Raw genomic sequence first — 17824 nt, forward strand, 5'->3', positions numbered from 1 at the left:
TCGGCCTCCCTTCAATCCAACGGTGTGTGTGGGAAAGACGTGAAGGGGCCGGCTCAGGGCACCGCCTTCATCAACTCCAGGATCTGCGGCGCGTTGGGGGAGGATTTGGCGAAGGCGGGATAGGCCGTCCGCTCCGCATCCGCCTGCCAGGCGGCGAAGGCGGCGGCGTCCAGCGCGTTCACCGTCACGCCCGCCTTGGTGAAGACCTCGGCGGCCTGGGCGTTCATGCCGTCGATGCGCTTCTGGATCGCCACGGTGGCGGTGTGGGCGGCGGTGCGCACCGCATCGCGCTGCGCGTCGGTCAGCCCGGCCATCGTCGCCTTGGACATCACCAGCGGCGCATAGACGAAGAACAGCGTGCCGTCACCGGGCAGGGTCAGGCATTTCAGCTCGTCCCGGATCGTGCTGGACACGAACGACGCCACGGGGAAGGTCAGCCCGTCGAGCGCCCCGGTCTTCAGCCCCTTCTGCAGCTCCGAGCTGGGCAGGGAGACCGTCAGTGCGCCGGCCCCCTCGAACAGCGCGTCCAGCGCCTTGGACGAGGTGCGGACGGCCATGCCCATCAGGGCGGACGGGGTGGTGACGCACTCCTTGGCGCTGCCGACGCCGCCCGCCAGCCACACGCCCTCCAGCACCGTCACCCCTTGTCCCTCTTCGGTCAGGGCGCGCAGCCGGTCCATGAAGGGGGACGCGGCCAGACGGCGGGCGTGGTCGGCGTCGCGGATCAGGGCGGGCAGGCCCAGCGCATGCACCTCCGGGACGCCTTCGGCCAGTTCGGCCAGGGAGAACATGGACATGTCCACCGTTCCCTTGCCCAGCGCGCCCCACTGTTCCTTGACGCGCATCAGCGTCTGGTTGGGGAACAGCGTCACCTTCAGCCCGGCATTGGCCCCATTCAGGGCCTCGGCGAAGGCCAGGGCGTAACCGTGGCGCCAGTCGTCGGCGTTTTCGGGGAAATGGTGGGCGAAACGGATCTCTTTGGCCGCGGTCTGGGCCTGGGCCGGCGGGCCGGCCATGACGGCCCCGAACAGGGTCAGGGCCGCCACCGACGCGGCGGCCGCCCGGGCGATCCGGCCAAGCGACGGCCTGGACGACGGACCTGCAAAACGGGAAAGACCGGATGCGCGGAACGTGGGTGTCAGGCCAAAGAGAGACATAAGCATATTATAATCCTTTTTGCAATATTCGCTCGGAGCGAAATAAAGCGAACGGAACAGGCGTTTGTCTGTCTGTTCCGGGGATGCCTTCCAGCTTCTTCAGAAGCGATTGTTGCCTGTTTCTGTAGCATACTGGATTCGGAAAGTCATGGCGCCTGAGTTCGTCATCGGGAACTTTGGCAACCGCGCAAGAACGCGCATATTTTTACCGTAAATTGAAAATGCGGGTGGCATGATGGCCGATGTTGCCTCTTTTGCGGCTAAAAAGGGGGAAATTCAGGTTAAGATTTGTTAATAATGATGTTTTCGCCCTTTTTGGTTGCCGGTGCCGGCCGTTTTCCACCCCGTGCGGCGGAAGCGCGCGGGGGGCGCCGGTCTGAAAGGGCCATCGGGAGCGCTGAACGGGCAATCGTGCACGCCATCTTTACAATAAAATACAAATAAAAACTCCGCCGTCCTGCCGCCATACGGGATGGAGGAGGCTCCCCGGCCAGGACGGCGGCATCGGCCCGGTGCGCCCTGCCGCCTTGGCAGGGATGCGGATTCTCTGATATCCCTGTCCTTCCGAATCGGAAGGCCGCATGTCGATCACCACCTCCTCCCTCGCCGCACCCTCCGCCGCTGCGGCGCTCAGCTTCCTCAATATTTCCCATTCCTTTTCGGGGCGCCGCTGGCTGGCGCGGCCCTATGACGAGCGGCTGGCCCTGGCTCTGGCCCAGGGGCGCGGGCTGCCGGAGATCGTCGGGCGGGTGCTGGCGGCCCGCGGCGTGACGCCGGAGGCATGCGACAGCTTCCTCAACCCCACGCTCAAGGGGCTGATGCCCGACCCCTCCCGCTTTCACGACATGGACGCCGCCGCCGAGCGCATCGCGCGGGCGGTGATGGACGGGGAAACGGTGGCGGTGTTCGGGGACTATGACGTGGACGGCGCCACGTCGGCGGCGCTGCTGCGGCGGTTCTTCCGCGCCGTGGGGCGGGATCTGCGCATCTATGTCCCCGACCGCATCGCCGAGGGGTACGGCCCCAACGCCCCGGCCCTGCTGCGCCTGCGGCAGGAGGGGGTGAGCCTGGTCATCACCGTGGACTGCGGCATCGCCGCCTTCGCGCCTCTGGAAGCGGCGGCGGACGCCGGGCTCGACGTGGTGGTGCTCGATCACCACGCGGCGGAGCCGGCCCTGCCGCGGGCGGTGGCGGTGGTCAACCCTAACCGGCTGGACGAGGATGGGGAATACCGCACGCTGTGCGCCGCCGGGGTGGCGTTCCTGGCCGTAGTGGCCATCAACCGGGCGCTGCGCCGCGCCGGCTATTACAGCGGGCGGGGTGAGCCGGACCTGATGGAATGGCTGGATCTGGTGGCGCTCGGCACCGTGTGCGACGTGGTGCCGCTCACCGGGCTGAACCGGGCGCTGGTGTCCCAGGGGCTGAAGATCATGGCCCGGCGCACCAATCCGGGGCTTTCGGCCCTGGCCGACGTGGCGGGGATGAAGGACCGGCCCGATTCCTACCACGCCGGCTATGTGCTGGGGCCGCGGGTCAACGCCGGCGGGCGTGTCGGCGGGTCGGATCTGGGCGCCCGCCTGCTGTCCACCGACGACCCGGTGGAGGCGCGCGAACTGGCCCAGCGCCTGGAAGGCCACAACGCCGAACGCCGCGCCGTGGAACAGGCCGTGCTTCAGGAGGCCATGGCGGCGGTGGAGGCCATGGCCGACGAGGAGCGCGAGCTGATCTTCGCGGTGGGGGAGGGGTGGCACCCCGGCGTGGTCGGCATCGTCGCCAGCCGGCTGAAGGAACGCTACAACCGCCCCGCCTGCGTCGTCGCCATCGAGGAACGGCCCGACGGCACCCGTGTCGGCAAGGCGTCGGGCCGGTCGGTGCGCGGCGTCGATCTGGGGGCCGCCGTCATCGCCGCCCGGCAGGACGGGCTGCTGCTGGCCGGCGGCGGGCACCGCATGGCCGCCGGCTTCACGGTGGCGCTGGAGCGCATGGACGAGCTGCGCGCCTTCCTCACCCGCCGCGTGGCCGAACAGCTTGCCGCCGAACCGCTGCTGCCCACCCTGGAACTGGACGGCGCGGTCAGCGTCGGGGCGGCCAACCTGGACATGGTGCAGCGGCTGTCCATGCTGGGCCCCTTCGGCACCGGCAACCCCGAGCCGCGCTTCGCCATCGCCGACGCCCGCATCCTGCGGGCCGACGTGGTGGGGGCCAACCACGTGCGCTGCATCCTGACCGGGGCCGACGGCGGGCGGCTGAAGGCCATGGCCTTCCGCGCGCTGGAAACCGATCTGGGCCGGGGCCTGCTGACCTCCGCCGGGGCCACGCTGCACATTGCCGGCACTTTGCGCATCGACCGTTGGAACGGGCAGGAAAGCACCCAACTCTTTATCGACGACGCCGCGCGACCCCAGGGGTAAGCTCATAAGGGATAGGGCATGAGCGACAGCCGTTTCCAGCCGGTGCACCGGCCCTCGGCCCCTCCGGCCAGCCGGCGGCGGCGTTTCGCGCCGGGTGAGATCCTGATGCGCCAGGGCGACCCCGGCCATTCCGCCTGGCTTATCGAATCCGGGGACGTGGATGTCATTCTGGAGCGGCCGGGCGACAAGCCGGTCCGCCTCAGCCACCTGTCGCGCGGCGCGCTGGTGGGGGAAATGGCCCTGATCGACCAGGGGCCGCGCAGCGCCACCGTGCGGGCGGCCAACACCGTGGTTGCCACCGAACTGGGGCACGACACCTTCCGCCGCATGATCGACACCGCCCCGCCGCTGGCCAACTACATCCTGACCAGCCTGCTTGCGGCCATCCGCCGGCTGTACGGCATCCCGCCCTGCGAGCGGTCGGAAGGGTCGGGAAACATCCGCTCCCAGCATGACTACGCCCGTGTTCTCAACCGCCGCCCGTTCCGCGAGGGGCATTGTTTCTTCAAGGAAGGCGAACTCGCCTCCCACGTCTACCTGATCCAGAGCGGACGGGTCGGCATCATCCAGGGCGGCACCCGGATCGCCGAATTGGGGGCCGGGCGGCTGTTCGGGGAACTGGCGGTCCTGCTGAACGTGCCCCGTGCCGGCACCGCCATCGCCCTGGAGCAGACCACCTGCGAAATCATCCTGCGCAACGATGTGGAACAGGTGATGGGGTCTCTGCCGCCCATTCTGCGGACCCTCACCCGTTTCTACGCCGGGCAGGTGGCCCGCAGCCGGCCGGGGCATGCCGCCAAGCCCAAGGCGGGCGCCGCCGTGCCCCATGTCCCCGAAGGGGATATGCCGGGGGAGATGGACGACTTTCTGTAAGCCGGGGGTTTCACCCCCGGCACCCCTCACCAAGGGCCGGGAGGCCCTTGGAACCCGGCAAGAGGGCTCAGGCCCGTTTGCGGGTGGTGGTCTTGGCGGGCTTGGGCTCACCGTCCGTTTCGGCGGCGGCCTTCTTCTTCGGAGCGGCTTTCTTGGGGGCGGCTTCCGCCGTCTCGCCGTCCGCGGGGGCGGCCGTCTTCTTGGCGGCGGGCTTGCGGGTGGTCTTCTTCGGTGCTTCCTCGGCGGACTCGCCCTCGGCGGGGGCGGCCTTGGCCCCCTTCTTGGCGGCGTCCTTCGCAGCCTTGGCCTCCAGAAGCTCCAGGCCCTGCTCCAGCGTCACCGTCTCCGCGTCCATCGCCTTGGGGATGGAGGCATAGGTGGAGCCGTGCTTGACATAGGGGCCGAAGCGGCCAGCCCCCACCGTCACCGGCTTGCCGGTCTTGGGGTGGTCGCCCAGCGTGCGGCCCGGCGTGGCCGCGGCCTTCTTCGCCGCCTCGCCCAGCAGGGACACCGCCCGGTTGATGCCGATCTCCAGCACGTCGTCGTCGGGGGGCAGCGATTTATAGACCGGTCCGTGCTTGATGTAGGGGCCGAACCGCCCGATGCCCGCACTGATCTCCTGCCCGGTTTCCGGGTGGTTGCCGATGGTGCGCGGCAGAGCCAGCAGCTTCAGGGCCTTGTCCAGATCCAGGTCGGCCACCGTCATGCCCTTGGGCAACGACACCCGTTTGGGCTTGGGTGCTGCGTCCTTGGCCTTCTTCTTGCCCTTGGCCGGCTTTTCCGCCGGGGGGGCCTCCTCCTCCGCGCCGCGGGGCGGCCCGAGCTGGATGTAGGCACCGAAGGGACCGCGGCGCACCGACACCGGCAACCCGGTTTCGGGATCGTCGCCCAACTCCTTCGGCCCGTCCAGCGTGTCGGGGGCGTCGTCGTTGGCCACCGCCAGCGGGCGGGTGTAGCGGCATTCCGGGTAGTTGTTGCAGCCGATGAAGGCGCCCATCTTGCCCAGCTTCAGCCCCAGCCGCCCGGTGTGGCACTTGGGGCAGACCCGCGGGTCGCCGCCGTTCTCCCCCACCGCGGGGAAGAAATGCGCGCCCAGCTCTTCGTCCAGGGTGGTCAGCACCTGGGTGATGGTCAGATCCTTGGTGCCGTCCACCGCGGTGTGGAACGACCGCCAGAATTCCCGCAGCACCGCCTTCCAGTCCAGCCGCCCGTCGGAAATGTCGTCGAGCTGGTTTTCCAGATCGGCGGTGAAGGTGTATTCCACATAGCGGTTGAAGAAATTCTTCAAAAACGCCGTGACCAGCCGCCCGCGGTCTTCGGGAATGAAGCGCCGCTTGTCGAGGCGTACGTAATTGCGGTCCTGCAGAACCTGCAGGATTGAGGCATAGGTGGACGGGCGCCCGATGCCCAGCTCTTCCAGCTTCTTCACCAGCGACGCTTCGGAATAGCGCGGCGGCGGCTGGGTGAAGTGTTGGGCCGGGGTGACGGCGCCGCGGTCCAGCCCGTCGCCCTCGGCCATGGCCGGGAGGCGGCGTTCCTGTTCGTCCTCGGCGTCGTCCTTGTCTTCCTGATAGACGCGCATGAAGCCGTCGAACACCACGATGGAGCCGGTGGCACGCAGCACCGCCTCGCGGTTCGGCGACGCCACGTCAACCGCCACCTGATCCAGGACGGCGCTTTCCATCTGGCTGGCGACCGTGCGCTTCCAGATCAGCTCGTAGAGCTTGAGTTCTTCACCTTCCAGATAGGCCGCCACCTGCTCGGGCCGGCGGAACAGGTCGGTGGGGCGGATGGCCTCGTGGGCTTCCTGGGCGTTCTTGGCGGCGGTCTTGTAGATGCGCGGGCTGGTGGGGACGTAGGAATCCCCCCACAGCGACCCGATCAGCGAGCGGGACGCCTGGATCGCCTCCTGCGACAGCGACACGCCGTCGGTACGCATATAGGTGATGAGACCGACCGTCTCGCCGCCGATGTCCACGCCCTCGTACAGCTTCTGGGCCACGCGCATGGTGCGGGTGGCGCCGAAGCCCAGCTTGCGCGAGGCTTCCTGCTGCAGGGTCGAGGTGGTGAAGGGGGCATAGGGGTTGCGCCGCGCCTGCCGCCGCTCCACCGACGCCACCCGGTAGGGGTGGGCCACGATGGTGGCGACCGCACGGTCCGCCGCCGCCTGGTCGGGCAGGCCGAACTTGTCCAGCTTCCGGCCGTCCAGATGGGTCAACTGCGCGGTGAACCCGGCCCCGGCGGGGGTGGTCAGGCCCACGTCCACCGTCCAGTATTCCTGCGGGCGGAAGATCTCGATCTCGCTTTCCCGCTCGCAGATTAGGCGCAACGCCACCGACTGCACCCGGCCTGCCGACCGCGATCCCGGCAGCTTGCGCCACAGCACCGGCGACAGGGTGAAGCCCACCAGATAATCCAGCGCCCGGCGGGCGAGATAGGCGTCCACCAGTTCCTGGCTGACGTGCCGCGGCGCCTTGATGGCCGCCTGCACCGCCGACTTGGTGATTTCGTTGAAGGTGATTCGCTGGACATCGACCTTGTCCAGCAGGCGCTTGTCGCGAAGGACTTCCGTCAGGTGCCAGGCGATGGCTTCCCCTTCGCGATCCGGGTCGGTTGCGAGAAAGACGCGGTCCGCCCCCTTCACCGCCCGCGCGATGTCGTCGATGTGGCGGCGGGAGCGGTCGCCCAGCTCCCATTCCATGGCGAAATCTTCGTCCGGGCGCACCGATCCGTCACGCGGCGACAGGTCGCGCACATGGCCGAAGCTGGCGATGACGGTGTAATCCGCCCCGAGATATTTGTTGATCGTCTTGGCCTTCGCCGGCGATTCGACGATCACGACAGTGCTGCCCGGCACGAGTCCCACGCCCCCAGAAGTTCAAACGCCCGCCAACGGGTCCGGCCTGCTCCAGAACGCAAAACTGGCTCAGATCAGATTGACCCGGTTGCCCGGTTGGCGCTGGACGCGCCCCGCCAGTTCCAATTCCAGCACGGCGGCCAACACCACGGGTGCTGACAATTGGCAGCCCCGGACCAGTTCGTCAATGGTAACCGGGGTGGGAGAGAGGTTTTCCAGCACCAGTGTGCGGGCCATGTCCACCTCGTCCTCCGCCGGGACGGTGGGCGGGGGCGGGGACAGGGTGCTGTATGTATGCTCTTTCGCACCCGGAGGTTCCAGGTGGCGCAACGCTTCCAGAATGTCGTCCGCCGATTGCACCAAGGTTGCCCCCTGTTGGATCAGGGCGTTGGTGCCCTGGCAGCGCGGGTCCAGCGGCGAGCCGGGCACCGCGAGCACCTCCCGCCCCTGGTCCAGCGCCATTCGCGCGGTGATGAGGGAGCCGGACTTGGGCGCCGCCTCCACCACCACCACGCCCAGCGACAGGCCGGAGATGATGCGGTTGCGGCGGGGAAAATGGCGGGCCTGCGGCTGGGTGCCCAGGGGCGATTCGGCCACCAGCACCCCTTGGGCCGCAATGGCCTCGGCCAGATCCCGATTCTCGTCCGGGTACACCACGTCGATGCCGCCCGCCATCACCGCCGCGGTGCCGGTGCCAAGGCTGCCCTGGTGCGCCCCGGTGTCGATGCCGCGGGCCAGCCCCGACACCACCAGCAGCCCGGCGGCCCCCAGGTCGCGGGCCAGGGTCTGGGCGAACTTGCGTCCGTTGAGCGAGGCGTTGCGGGCGCCGACGATCGCCACCGCCCGCCGCGTCAGCAGATGGGCGTGGCCGACGGTGTTGAGCACCGGCGGAGCGTCGTCGATGGCGGCCAGCGCTTCCGGGTAATCCGGCTCGCACGCGCACAGGATGCGGGCGCCGAAACGCTGGACCGCCGTCAGCTCCCGTTCGGCCTCCGCCTTCGTCACCACGCGCAGGGGTTTCTGCCGCCCGCCGCGCCGGGCCAGATCGGGCAGGGCGTCGATGGCGGCCTTGGCGGTGCCGAACCGCTCCATCAGCTTGTGGAACGTCACCGGCCCGACGTTCTCCGTGCGGATGAGGCGGAGCCAGTCGATGCGGTCGGCGTCGGTCAGGGGGCGGCGTGGTTGCGGCATGACCCCAATATCCACAACCCGGAGGCGTTCGTCCAGCATTCATGTGTGTGCAAAGGCGAAATGCCGGGGGCTTTGCCCCGACACCCCCCGGCAAGGGCGTCAGCCCTTGCATCCCGAGGTTCAGGCGGGCTTCTTCTTGCCGATCTTCGGCTCCTCGCCCTTCAGCAGGCGGCGGATGTTGGCCTCGTGCCGGATGAAGACCAGCACGGCGATGAACAGGGCCAGCGCCGCCACCGGCGCCGTCGCCAGCCACAGGGATGTGAGCGGCGCCAGGGCCAGCGCCACCAGGGCCGACAGGGACGAGATGCGGAACAGCGCCGCCACCGCCAGCCACGTCAGGCAGGCGCCGGCGCCCACCGGCCACGCCACCGCCAGCAGCACGCCCAGCGCCGTCGCCACCCCCTTGCCGCCCTTGAACCCCAGCCACACGGGGAAGGTGTGGCCCAGCATGGCCCCGCCGGCGGCCAGCAGCGCCGCCTCCGGCCCGGCCACCCACAGGGCCAGCAAGGCGGCCAGCGCGCCCTTACCGCTGTCGAGCAGCAGGGTCGCCAGGGCCAGCGGCTTGTTGCCGGTGCGCAGCACGTTGGTGGCGCCGATGTTGCCGGACCCGATCTGGCGGATGTCGCCCAGCCCGGCCAGCCGCGTCAGCACCAGACCAAAGGGGATCGACCCCAGCAGATAACCCAGCAGGGCGGCGAGGATGAGGGGCAGGGCGTCCACGGGCTCAGCCTTCCTGGCGGGTCCAGACGGTGCGCCCGTCCACGATGGTGCGCACGGCGCGGCCCTGCACCGGGCGGTTGCCGAACGGGCTGTTCTTGGATTTGGACAGGAACGCGTCCTCGTCCACCGTCCACGGCACGTCCACGTCGATCACCACCAGATCGGCGGCGGCCCCCACCGCCAGCCGGCCCGCCGGCAGCGCCAGGATGTCCGCCGGGCGGCAGGTGACGCAGGCCAGCGCGTCCAGCAGGCTCACCGCCTTCTTGTGCGCCAGCTCCAGCGTCAGCGGCAGCAGGGTTTCCAGCCCGATCACCCCGAACGCGGCCTGGGCGAAGGGCACCCGCTTCTGGTCCTGGTCGCGGGGGGTGTGGTCCGACGCGATCACGTCGATGGTGCCGTCGGCCAGACCGGCGACGATGGCCCGGCGGTCCATCTCGTCGCGCAGGGGCGGCGACACCTTGGCGAAGGTGCGGTAATCGCCCACGTCGGTTTCGGTCAGGGCGAAGTAATGGGGGGCGGTGTCGCAGGTGATGGGCAGCCCGCGCGCCTTGGCCCGCCGGATGATATCCACCGATTCGGAGGTGGTGACGTGGGCGATGTGGTAATGGCCGCCGGTCATCTCCACCAGCCGCAGGTCGCGTTCGATCATGATGATCTCGGCTTCCCGCGGGATGCCGCCCAGGCCGAGCCGCGTGGCCCGCTCGCCGGCGTTCATGACGCCCGACGCCAGCGCCGGTTCCTCCGGGTGCTGGATGACGGGGCGGCCGAACACCTTGGCGTAGTTCAGCACCCGGCGCATGACACCGGCGTTGGCGATGGCCTTGGACCCGTCGGTGAAGCCCACGGCCCCGGCGTTGGCCAGCAGCCCCATTTCGGTGATCTCCCGCCCCTCGGTGCCGCGGGTGGCGGCGCCATAGGCGTAGATCTTGACCTGCTTGACGTCGCGGGCCTTGCGGTTGATGAACTCGATCCCCGCCACGTCGTCGATGACCGGATCGGTGTTGGGCAGGCACACCACGGTGGTGACGCCGCCCGCAGCCGCGGCGCGGGCCGCACTCTTCACCGTTTCGTTCTGTTCCCCGCCGGGTTCGGTGATGAGAACCCGCATATCGACCAGACCGGGGGCCAGCGCCTTGCCCGCCAGATCCACCACCTTGGCGTCCGACGGCACGCCGTCGGCGAACAGGCGGGGGCCGAAGTCGGCGATCTTCGCCCCTTCGGTCAGCAGGGCGCCCGGCTGGTCCAGCCCGGTGGCCGGGTCCAGCAGGCGGGCGTTGATGTAGGCGGTGCGGCCCGGAGGCGTGAGGGGTGCGGCGATCATGGCGCGTGATCCTTACAGGGCGGCAGAGGCGGCGCGGGCCGGGCGGGTCAGCAGGTCCAGAACCGCCATGCGCACCGCGACGCCCAGTTCCACCTGATCCAGCACCATCGAGCGCTTGTGGTCGTCGGCCACTTCCGAATCGATTTCCACCCCGCGGTTCATCGGGCCGGGGTGCATGATGAGGGCGCCGGGCTTGGCGACCTTCAGCTTGTCGTAATCAAGGCCGTAGAAATAGAAGTATTCGCGGATGGAGGGGACGAACTGTCCGCTCATCCGTTCGGTCTGCAGGCGCAGCATCATGATGATGTCGGCGTCCTTCAGCCCGGTCTTCATGGTGTGGTGCACCTCCACCCCCAGCCGGTCGATGGCCCGCGGCAGCAGGGTGGGCGGCGCCACCACGCGCACATGCGCGCCCATGGCGTTCAGCAGATGGATGTTCGACCGCGCCACGCGGCTGTGCAGGATGTCGCCACAGATGGCGACCACCAGCCCTTCCAGCCGGCCCAGGCGGCGGCGGATGGCCAGCGCGTCCAAGAGCGCCTGGGTCGGGTGTTCGTGGTGGCCGTCGCCGGCGTTCAGAACGGCGCAGTTCACCTTGTCGGACAGGAGCTTGACCGCGCCCGATTCGGCGTGCCGCACCACCAGCGCGTCCAGGTGCATGGCGTTCAGCGTCAGCGCGGTGTCGATCAGGGTTTCGCCCTTCTTCACCGAGCTGGCCTGCACCTCCATATTGATGACGTCGGCGCCCAGCCGCTTGCCGGCCAGTTCGAACGACGTGCGGGTGCGGGTGGAATTCTCGAAGAACAGGTTGACCACCGTGCGGCCGCGCAGCAGGTCGGATTTACGCTCCGGCTGGCGGCTGTGCTCGACATAGCCGTCGGCAAGGTCGAGAACCTGGGTGATCTGGGCCGCGGTCAACCCCTCGATCCCGAGCAGGTGACGGTGCGGAAACGATGGGGCGGGGGCGGATGTTCCGGTCATGGGCCGGGACTATAGAAGCGCCGTACCCCAGCCGCAAGAGTGTGCGCATACCCCCTTTGCATCCCGGTTCCGCAAGATTTCCGTGCGCAGTCTTTCCGCAAGGTGGGGCTTACGCCACCTGCCGGCTTTCCAGCAGGCCGCGCAGCACCTGGCTCAGCGCGTCGGCCAGCGAGAACCGCTCCTCGTCGGGCAGGCTGGCGATGACGGCCGCGAACCGCTTCATGGGGTCGTGCTGGAGCAGGTCGAGCGCCATCGGCGTGGGATGCAGGTGGATGACCCGGCGGTCTTCCGGCACCGGAACGCGCGTCAGCAGGCCCTTGCCCACCAGCACCTCCACCGTCTGGGACGCGGCCCCACGGGTGGTGGCGTGAAAATCGGCGAACGACGACACCGTGCGCTGGCTGGGGTTGGCGCTGGCGAAATAGCGCAGCGCCGTCCACTGGGACGGTTTCAGGCCGTGCGAATAGCCCATGCTGTCGGCGATATGGCCGATGTGGAGCATCACCTCGGCAATGGCCTGGGCGGACGCGAAGGATGGCGATGAAACGGAAGCCATGCGGGACGCCTTTTCAACAGCCGCCCGCCAGGGAAGGGCGTCGGCGGGTGCCATGGTGAGATTATCGGATTTTGTTGCGAATCGGTGGGGCCAATGGTTAAGTCACTGGACGTTCCGTTATCAAGAACCGCAAGGGCTGTCCAGCATCGTCGCTACCTATAAGCAATGTTTCCGTTAACATATGTTTAGGATATTATAGAGACTTCATCACGAAAATGCTTTAAAAGCGAAGAGGTTGTTTCCAATTGTCGCACCATCCAATCGTCGGGGTGGGTGCCGCGGGATGCGGGGCCGCATGGGTGTCCCGCCGGGCCGGACGGGCCGAAACGCTGGCGCGCGGGTGGGAAACATCTATATATCCGCGATGAAAAGCATCCCGGCGCCTCGTCACACGGACCCCCCATGAGCACATCCGCCCCCAAGCCCGCCCCGCGCGTGGGCATCGTCAGCCTTGGCTGCCCCAAGGCGCTGGTCGATTCCGAACGCATCCTGACCCGCCTGCGGGCCGAGGGGTACGAGATTTCCGGCAGCTACGACGGCGCCGACGCGGTGATCGTCAACACCTGCGGCTTCATCGACAGCGCCAAGAAGGAATCGCTGGACGCCATCGGCGAGGCGATCAAGGAAAACGGGCGGGTGATCGTCACCGGCTGCATGGGCGGCGACCCCGATGCCATCCGCAACGCCCACCCCGGCGTGATGGCCGTCACCGGCCCCCACCAGTACGAAGAGGTGGTGAAGGCGGTGCACGAGGCGGCCCCGCCGGCCCACGACCCCTTCGTCGATCTGGTGCCGCCCCAGGGCATCCGCCTGACCCCGCGCCACTATGCCTATCTGAAGATTTCCGAGGGCTGCCACAACCGCTGCACCTTCTGCATCATCCCGTCGCTGCGCGGCGATCTGGTCAGCCGCCCGGTGGACAAGGTGCTGCGCGAGGCGGAGAAGCTGGCGACCGCAGGCGTGAAGGAACTGCTGGTGATCTCCCAGGACACCAGCGCCTATGGCCAGGATCTGCGCTACGCCGAACGCCCGTGGTACGATCGTTCCGTGCGCACCCGCTTCGCCGACCTGTGCCGCGAACTGGCGAACTTCGACCTGTGGGTCCGGCTGCACTACGTCTACCCGTACCCCCATGTGGACGAGGTGATCCCGCTGATGGCGGAGGGGCGCATCCTTCCCTATCTCGACATCCCGTTCCAGCACGCCGCGCCCACTGTGCTGAAGGCCATGCGCCGTCCGGCGTCCCAGGAAAAGCAGCTCGACCGGATTCGGGGCTGGCGCGAGCAGTGTCCCGAACTGGCGCTGCGCTCCACCTTCATCGTCGGCTTCCCCGGCGAGACGGAGGAGGATTTCACCTTTCTGCTCGACTGGCTGAAGGAAGCCCAGCTGGACCGCGTCGGCTGCTTCAAGTACGAGCCGGTGGTGGGGGCCGAGGCCAACAACCTCCCCGGTGCCGTGCCGGAAGAGGTCAAGCAGGAACGCTGGGAACGCTTCATGGAAGCGCAGAAGGCGATCAGCGCCGAACGGCTGGCCAAGAAGGTCGGCTGGACGCTGGGCGTGCTGATCGACGAGGTGGACGAGGAAGGCGCCATCGGCCGCAGCTACGCCGACGCGCCCGAGATCGACGGCAATGTCTTCCTGAACGGCGAGACCAATGTGAAGCCCGGCGACATCGTGGACGTGGTGATCGAGCACGCCGACGAATACGACCTGTGGGGTTCGGTGGAGCGTGCCGAGTGACCGGCCCCGTCACCCCGGAGGATGCCCGTCTGATGGACATCCTTCAGGGTGGCCGCTGTTTCTATTGCGGCGAGCCGGTGGGGGCCAAGGCCACCTTCGACCACGTGATCCCGGTGGCCTATGGCGGCATCGGCACGCCGGGCAACGTGGTGCTGGCCCACCGCCGCTGCAACCAGTTGAAGGCCGGCCGGCTGCCCACGCCGGAAGAGATCGAACGGTTGATCCGCCAGCGCCGCGGCAGCCGTCTGGGCGTGTGGCCCCCCATCACCGCCCTGGCCGCCGCCGAACCGGGGGACGAGTGGATCGTGGTGGCCCGCGCGGTGGCGGTCCTGGGGCGGTTCTGAAACCCCCGGTCTGCACACCCTTGTGGGAGTGCCGCGCCTGCCTTATATTTGAGAGCGGAGCAGGGGAGGGGCTGCTACCCCCCTCTACCGCGCCGACCCCCCAGCGATGCGGCTTGCGCCTTGAATGCAATCGTATGGTGTAGGGCTGCGTCCTTTCGCACGCCGCGACGGTGCGCTTTTTTGCCGAAACCGAAGCGTGGCAGCGCAACCTTTGCCGCGCCGGGCTGTTACAGTGGTTTTCGTCGAACCATGAAACGGCCGCCATGATCGATCGCCAAGACCGCACCTGGTACAAGGATGCCGTCATCTATCAGCTTCATGTGAAAGCCTTTTTCGACGCCGACAACGACGGAACCGGCGATTTCGCAGGGCTGACGCAAAAGCTGGACTACATCCAGGATCTGGGCGTGACCACGCTGTGGCTGCTGCCCTTCTACCCCTCGCCCTTGCGCGACGACGGGTACGACATCGCCGATTACCGGCAGGTGAACCCACGCTACGGCACCATGGCCGATTTTCGCCGCTTCATGCGCGAATGCCATGCCCGCGGCCTGCGGGTCATCACCGAACTGGTCATCAACCACACCTCCGACCAGCATCCGTGGTTCCAGCGGGCACGCCGGGCACCACCGGGGTCGAAGCACCGCGATTACTACGTCTGGTCCGCCACCGACCAGAAATATCAGGGCACGCGGATCATCTTCTGCGACACGGAGAAGTCCAACTGGACCTGGGACGCCGAGGCACAGGCCTATTTCTGGCACCGTTTCTATTCCCACCAGCCCGACCTGAACTTCGACAACCCGCGGGTGTTGCAGGAGGTGCTGAACGTCATGCGCTTCTGGCTCGATGCCGGGGTGGACGGGCTGCGCCTCGACGCCGTGCCCTACCTCAAGGAGCGCGAGGGCACCAACAACGAGAACCTGCCCGAAACCCACGAGATCCTGAAGGTCATCCGCACCAAGATCGACCAGGGCTACAGCGACCGCATGCTGCTGGCCGAGGCCAACCAGTGGCCGGAAGACGTGCTGCCCTATTTCGGCGACCCGGCGGCGGGCGGCGACGAATGCCACATGGCGTTCCATTTCCCGCTGATGCCGCGCATCTACATGGCGGTGGCGCTGGAGGACCGGCACCCCATCGCCGACATCCTGCGCCAGACGCCGGACATTCCCGACCTGTGCCAGTGGGCCATCTTCCTGCGCAACCACGACGAACTGACGCTGGAGATGGTGACCGACCGCGAACGGGATTACCTGTGGAACTTCTACGCCGGCGACCGGCGGATGCGCATCAACCTGGGCATCCGCCGCCGTCTGGCCCCGCTGCTGGACAACGACCGCCGCAAGATCGAACTGCTGAACAGCCTTCTGATGTCCATGCCCGGCACGCCGGTGATCTATTACGGCGACGAGATCGGCATGGGCGACAACGTGTTCCTGGGCGACCGCGACGGTGTGCGCACGCCCATGCAATGGTCGCTGGACCGCAACGGCGGCTTTTCCCGCGCCGACCCGGCGGGGCTGTTCCTGCCCGCCATCATGGATCCCATCTACGGCTATCAGGCGGTGAACGTGGAGGCGCAGAGCCGCAGCCCGTCGTCGCTCCTGAACTGGATGAAGCGGCTGATCGCCGTGCGGCGGCAGCAGGCGGTGTTCGGGCGCGGCGCCTTCCGGCTGCTCTATCCCGGCAACCGCAAGGTGCTGGCCTATCTGCGCAGCCTGCCGGGGGAGGGCGGGGCGCCCGATCAGGCGGTGCTGTGCGTCGCCAACCTGTCCCGCTCGGCCCAGGCGGTGGAGCTGGACCTGAAGGCGTTCAAGGGCCGGGTGCCCATCGAACTGATGGGCCGCACCCCGTTCCCGCCCATCGGCGAGCTGCCCTATCTGCTGACCCTGCCGGCCTATGGCTTCTACTGGTTTGCTTTGGCGGCGGAGGCCGACCTGCCGCGCTGGCATGAAACCCTGCCCGAGGCTCTGCCCGATCTGATGACGCTGGTGGTGCGCAACGGCTGGTCCAGCCTGCCGCCCCGCGCGGTGCAGGATCTGGGCAACGACATCCTGCCGGCCTATCTGCCCAAGCAGCGCTGGTTCGGGGCCAAGGACCGCACGCTTGTGGCGTGCGAGGCGGGGCTGATGGTGGAGATGCCGGGGGCGGGCGACGGCTGGCTGCTGCTGCGGGTGGACGCCCGTTTTGGCGACGGCGGGCCGGATCTGTCCTATTTCCTCCCCCTCGCCATGAACTGGGACGAGAACGCCGGTCAGGCCGGGTGGCCGCTGCTGCCCTTCACGCTGGCCAAGATCCGGCGGGGGGCGAAGGTGGGGGCGGTTCACGACGCGGCACAGGCGGACGGCTTCATCGCCGGCCTGCTGTCGGCCATGGCTGCCGGGCGCACCCTGCCGGCGGGCGATGGGGAAATCCGCTTCACCGCCACCCCGGCCCTGGCCGGGGCCGCCGTGCCCGATCAGCCGTCGGTGCGCCGCATGGGGGTGGAGCAGTCCAACAGCTCCATCCTGGTGGGCGACGGGACCGAGGAGAAGGCGGTGGTGAAGATCCTGCGCCGCCTGCTGCCCGGCGCCCACCCGGAGCTGGAGGTCAGCCGTCACCTGTCGCGGGTGGGCTACGCCAACACCCCGCCGCTTCTGGGGGCGGTGGAGCATGTGGCAGCCGACGGCATGCCGACGGCGCTGGCCATCGTCCAGGGCTTCGTGCGCAACCAGGGCGACGGCTGGACCTCCATCGTCGAGCATCTGGAGCGGGAGCTGGACGACATCCGCCTGGGCACGCCGCAGGACGAAGCGGACGCCCGGTCTTTCGCCCTGTTCGTGCAGCTTGCCGCCACCTTGGGCCGGCGCACCGCCGAACTGCACCGGGCGCTGGCGGTGGAGACCGGTGACCCGGCCTTCGACCCGGAACCCATCGCCGCCGACGACCTGATCCGCTGGGCCGCGGGTGCGCAGGTGCAGGCCGATGCCGCCTTCGCCGCCCTGGCCGGCGCGCTCGACCGCCTGCCCGAGGAGGTGCAGGCCGACGCCCGCCGGCTGCTGGACCGGCGCGGCGAGGTGCACCAGCGCCTGTCCGACGCCGCCCGGACGCCCATGGGGGCGGTGAAGATCCGCATCCACGGCGACTATCACCTGGGGCAGGTACTGCGGGTCCAGAACGACTTCTTCATCATCGACTTCGAGGGCGAGCCGTCCAAGCCGCTGGAGCAGCGCCGCGCCAAGCGCTCGGCCCTGGTGGACGTGGCGGGGATGCTGCGCTCGTTCAACTACGCGGCGTGGGCGGCGCTGTTCCGTCTGTCGGAAAAGGATCTGGACGACCAGATCGCCCCCCGGCTGCGGGCCATGGCCGCCCAGTGGGAGGCGTGCAGCGCGCGGGCCTTCTACGACGCCTACCGCGCCGCCGCGGCCGGCTGTCCGGTGTGGCCGGAGGACGAGGAGGCCGCCGAACGGCTTCTCTCCCTGTTCCTTTTGGAAAAAGCGTTGTACGAGGTGGGGTACGAGGCGGCGAACCGCCCCGGCTGGATCGGAATTCCCGTCAAGGGGGTGCTGGCCCTGCTGGACGGGCATGGCCTGCCGCCCGCCGACGGTGCACAATGCCCGGCCCCTGCCTCCGCCCGCACAGGAGAAAGCACGACCGATGGCGCATGATCCCACGTCTTCCCCGGCTGCCG

The 17824-nt window shown here is 68.5% G+C and carries 12 protein-coding genes; 5 read left to right on the plus strand and 7 right to left on the minus strand.

Annotated elements, in window-relative coordinates; translation table 11 throughout:
• Positions 1-53: 53 nt before the first annotated feature.
• Positions 54-1163: a TRAP transporter substrate-binding protein gene (locus M2352_RS22155; RefSeq protein ID WP_264666704.1), complete on the minus strand. Its 1110-nt coding sequence runs from the start codon at positions 1161-1163 to the stop codon at positions 54-56.
• Positions 1164-1738: 575 nt separating this feature from the next.
• On the opposite strand from M2352_RS22155, the gene recJ reads away from it, so the two are divergent.
• Both recJ and M2352_RS22165 read left to right on the plus strand, forming a co-directional pair.
• A complete protein-coding gene (gene recJ, locus M2352_RS22160) occupies positions 1739-3568 on the plus strand; it encodes a single-stranded-DNA-specific exonuclease RecJ (RefSeq protein WP_264666705.1) in 1830 nt (609 codons plus the stop codon).
• 18 nt (positions 3569-3586) lie between these two features.
• Complete coding sequence (locus M2352_RS22165) at positions 3587-4441, plus strand: cyclic nucleotide-binding domain-containing protein (RefSeq protein WP_264666706.1); 855 nt, start codon at positions 3587-3589, stop codon at positions 4439-4441.
• A gap of 67 nt (positions 4442-4508) precedes the next feature.
• Here the strand turns inward: M2352_RS22165 and topA are convergent, their stop codons facing one another.
• The 6 genes from topA to M2352_RS22195 form a co-directional block, all read right to left on the minus strand.
• Positions 4509-7298 (minus strand): type I DNA topoisomerase, encoded by a 2790-nt coding sequence (gene topA, locus M2352_RS22170; protein ID WP_264666707.1) that lies wholly within the window; start codon positions 7296-7298, stop codon positions 4509-4511.
• Between the two features lie 69 nt (positions 7299-7367).
• A complete protein-coding gene (dprA, locus tag M2352_RS22175) occupies positions 7368-8489 on the minus strand; it encodes a DNA-processing protein DprA (RefSeq protein WP_264666708.1) in 1122 nt (373 codons plus the stop codon).
• A gap of 120 nt (positions 8490-8609) precedes the next feature.
• On the minus strand, positions 8610-9209 hold the full coding sequence (gene plsY / locus M2352_RS22180; protein ID WP_264666709.1) for a glycerol-3-phosphate 1-O-acyltransferase PlsY: 600 nt from the start codon (positions 9207-9209) through the stop codon (positions 8610-8612).
• Positions 9210-9213: 4 nt separating this feature from the next.
• Entirely contained in the window at positions 9214-10530 is a 1317-nt protein-coding gene (gene pyrC / locus M2352_RS22185; protein WP_264666710.1) for a dihydroorotase, read from the minus strand.
• A 12-nt stretch (positions 10531-10542) separates the two neighbouring features.
• Positions 10543-11511, minus strand: a complete 969-nt coding sequence (locus tag M2352_RS22190) for an aspartate carbamoyltransferase catalytic subunit (protein WP_264666711.1) — start codon at positions 11509-11511, stop codon at positions 10543-10545.
• A 109-nt stretch (positions 11512-11620) separates the two neighbouring features.
• A complete protein-coding gene (locus tag M2352_RS22195; RefSeq protein ID WP_264666712.1) occupies positions 11621-12067 on the minus strand; it encodes a MarR family winged helix-turn-helix transcriptional regulator in 447 nt (148 codons plus the stop codon).
• Between the two features lie 402 nt (positions 12068-12469).
• Between M2352_RS22195 and rimO the strand changes: the two genes are divergently transcribed.
• From rimO to treS, 3 genes are all read left to right on the plus strand, one after another.
• Positions 12470-13807 (plus strand): 30S ribosomal protein S12 methylthiotransferase RimO, encoded by a 1338-nt coding sequence (gene rimO / locus M2352_RS22200; protein WP_264666713.1) that lies wholly within the window; start codon positions 12470-12472, stop codon positions 13805-13807.
• On the plus strand, positions 13804-14151 hold the full coding sequence (locus M2352_RS22205) for an HNH endonuclease (protein ID WP_264666714.1): 348 nt from the start codon (positions 13804-13806) through the stop codon (positions 14149-14151). Before rimO ends, M2352_RS22205 begins: the two co-directional genes overlap by 4 nt.
• A gap of 263 nt (positions 14152-14414) precedes the next feature.
• Positions 14415-17801 carry a maltose alpha-D-glucosyltransferase gene (gene treS / locus M2352_RS22210; protein ID WP_264666715.1) on the plus strand — a complete coding sequence of 1129 codons (3387 nt, stop codon included), beginning with the start codon at positions 14415-14417 and terminating at the stop codon, positions 17799-17801.
• Positions 17802-17824 lie beyond the last annotated feature (23 nt).

The organism is Azospirillum fermentarium, assembly GCF_025961205.1.
In the GTDB taxonomy this organism is placed as follows: domain Bacteria; phylum Pseudomonadota; class Alphaproteobacteria; order Azospirillales; family Azospirillaceae; genus Azospirillum; species Azospirillum fermentarium.

Coding starts and splice junctions, on each gene's coding strand:
- M2352_RS22155 (WP_264666704.1), bottom strand. CDS start 1,163: ATGCTTATGTCTCTCTTTGGCCTGACACCCACGTTCCGCGCATCCGGT.
- recJ (WP_264666705.1), top strand. CDS start 1,739: ATGTCGATCACCACCTCCTCCCTCGCCGCACCCTCCGCCGCTGCGGCG.
- M2352_RS22165 (WP_264666706.1), top strand. CDS start 3,587: ATGAGCGACAGCCGTTTCCAGCCGGTGCACCGGCCCTCGGCCCCTCCG.
- dprA (WP_264666708.1), bottom strand. CDS start 8,489: ATGCCGCAACCACGCCGCCCCCTGACCGACGCCGACCGCATCGACTGG.
- pyrC (WP_264666710.1), bottom strand. CDS start 10,530: ATGATCGCCGCACCCCTCACGCCTCCGGGCCGCACCGCCTACATCAAC.
- M2352_RS22190 (WP_264666711.1), bottom strand. CDS start 11,511: ATGACCGGAACATCCGCCCCCGCCCCATCGTTTCCGCACCGTCACCTG.
- M2352_RS22195 (WP_264666712.1), bottom strand. CDS start 12,067: ATGGCTTCCGTTTCATCGCCATCCTTCGCGTCCGCCCAGGCCATTGCC.
- rimO (WP_264666713.1), top strand. CDS start 12,470: ATGAGCACATCCGCCCCCAAGCCCGCCCCGCGCGTGGGCATCGTCAGC.
- treS (WP_264666715.1), top strand. CDS start 14,415: ATGATCGATCGCCAAGACCGCACCTGGTACAAGGATGCCGTCATCTAT.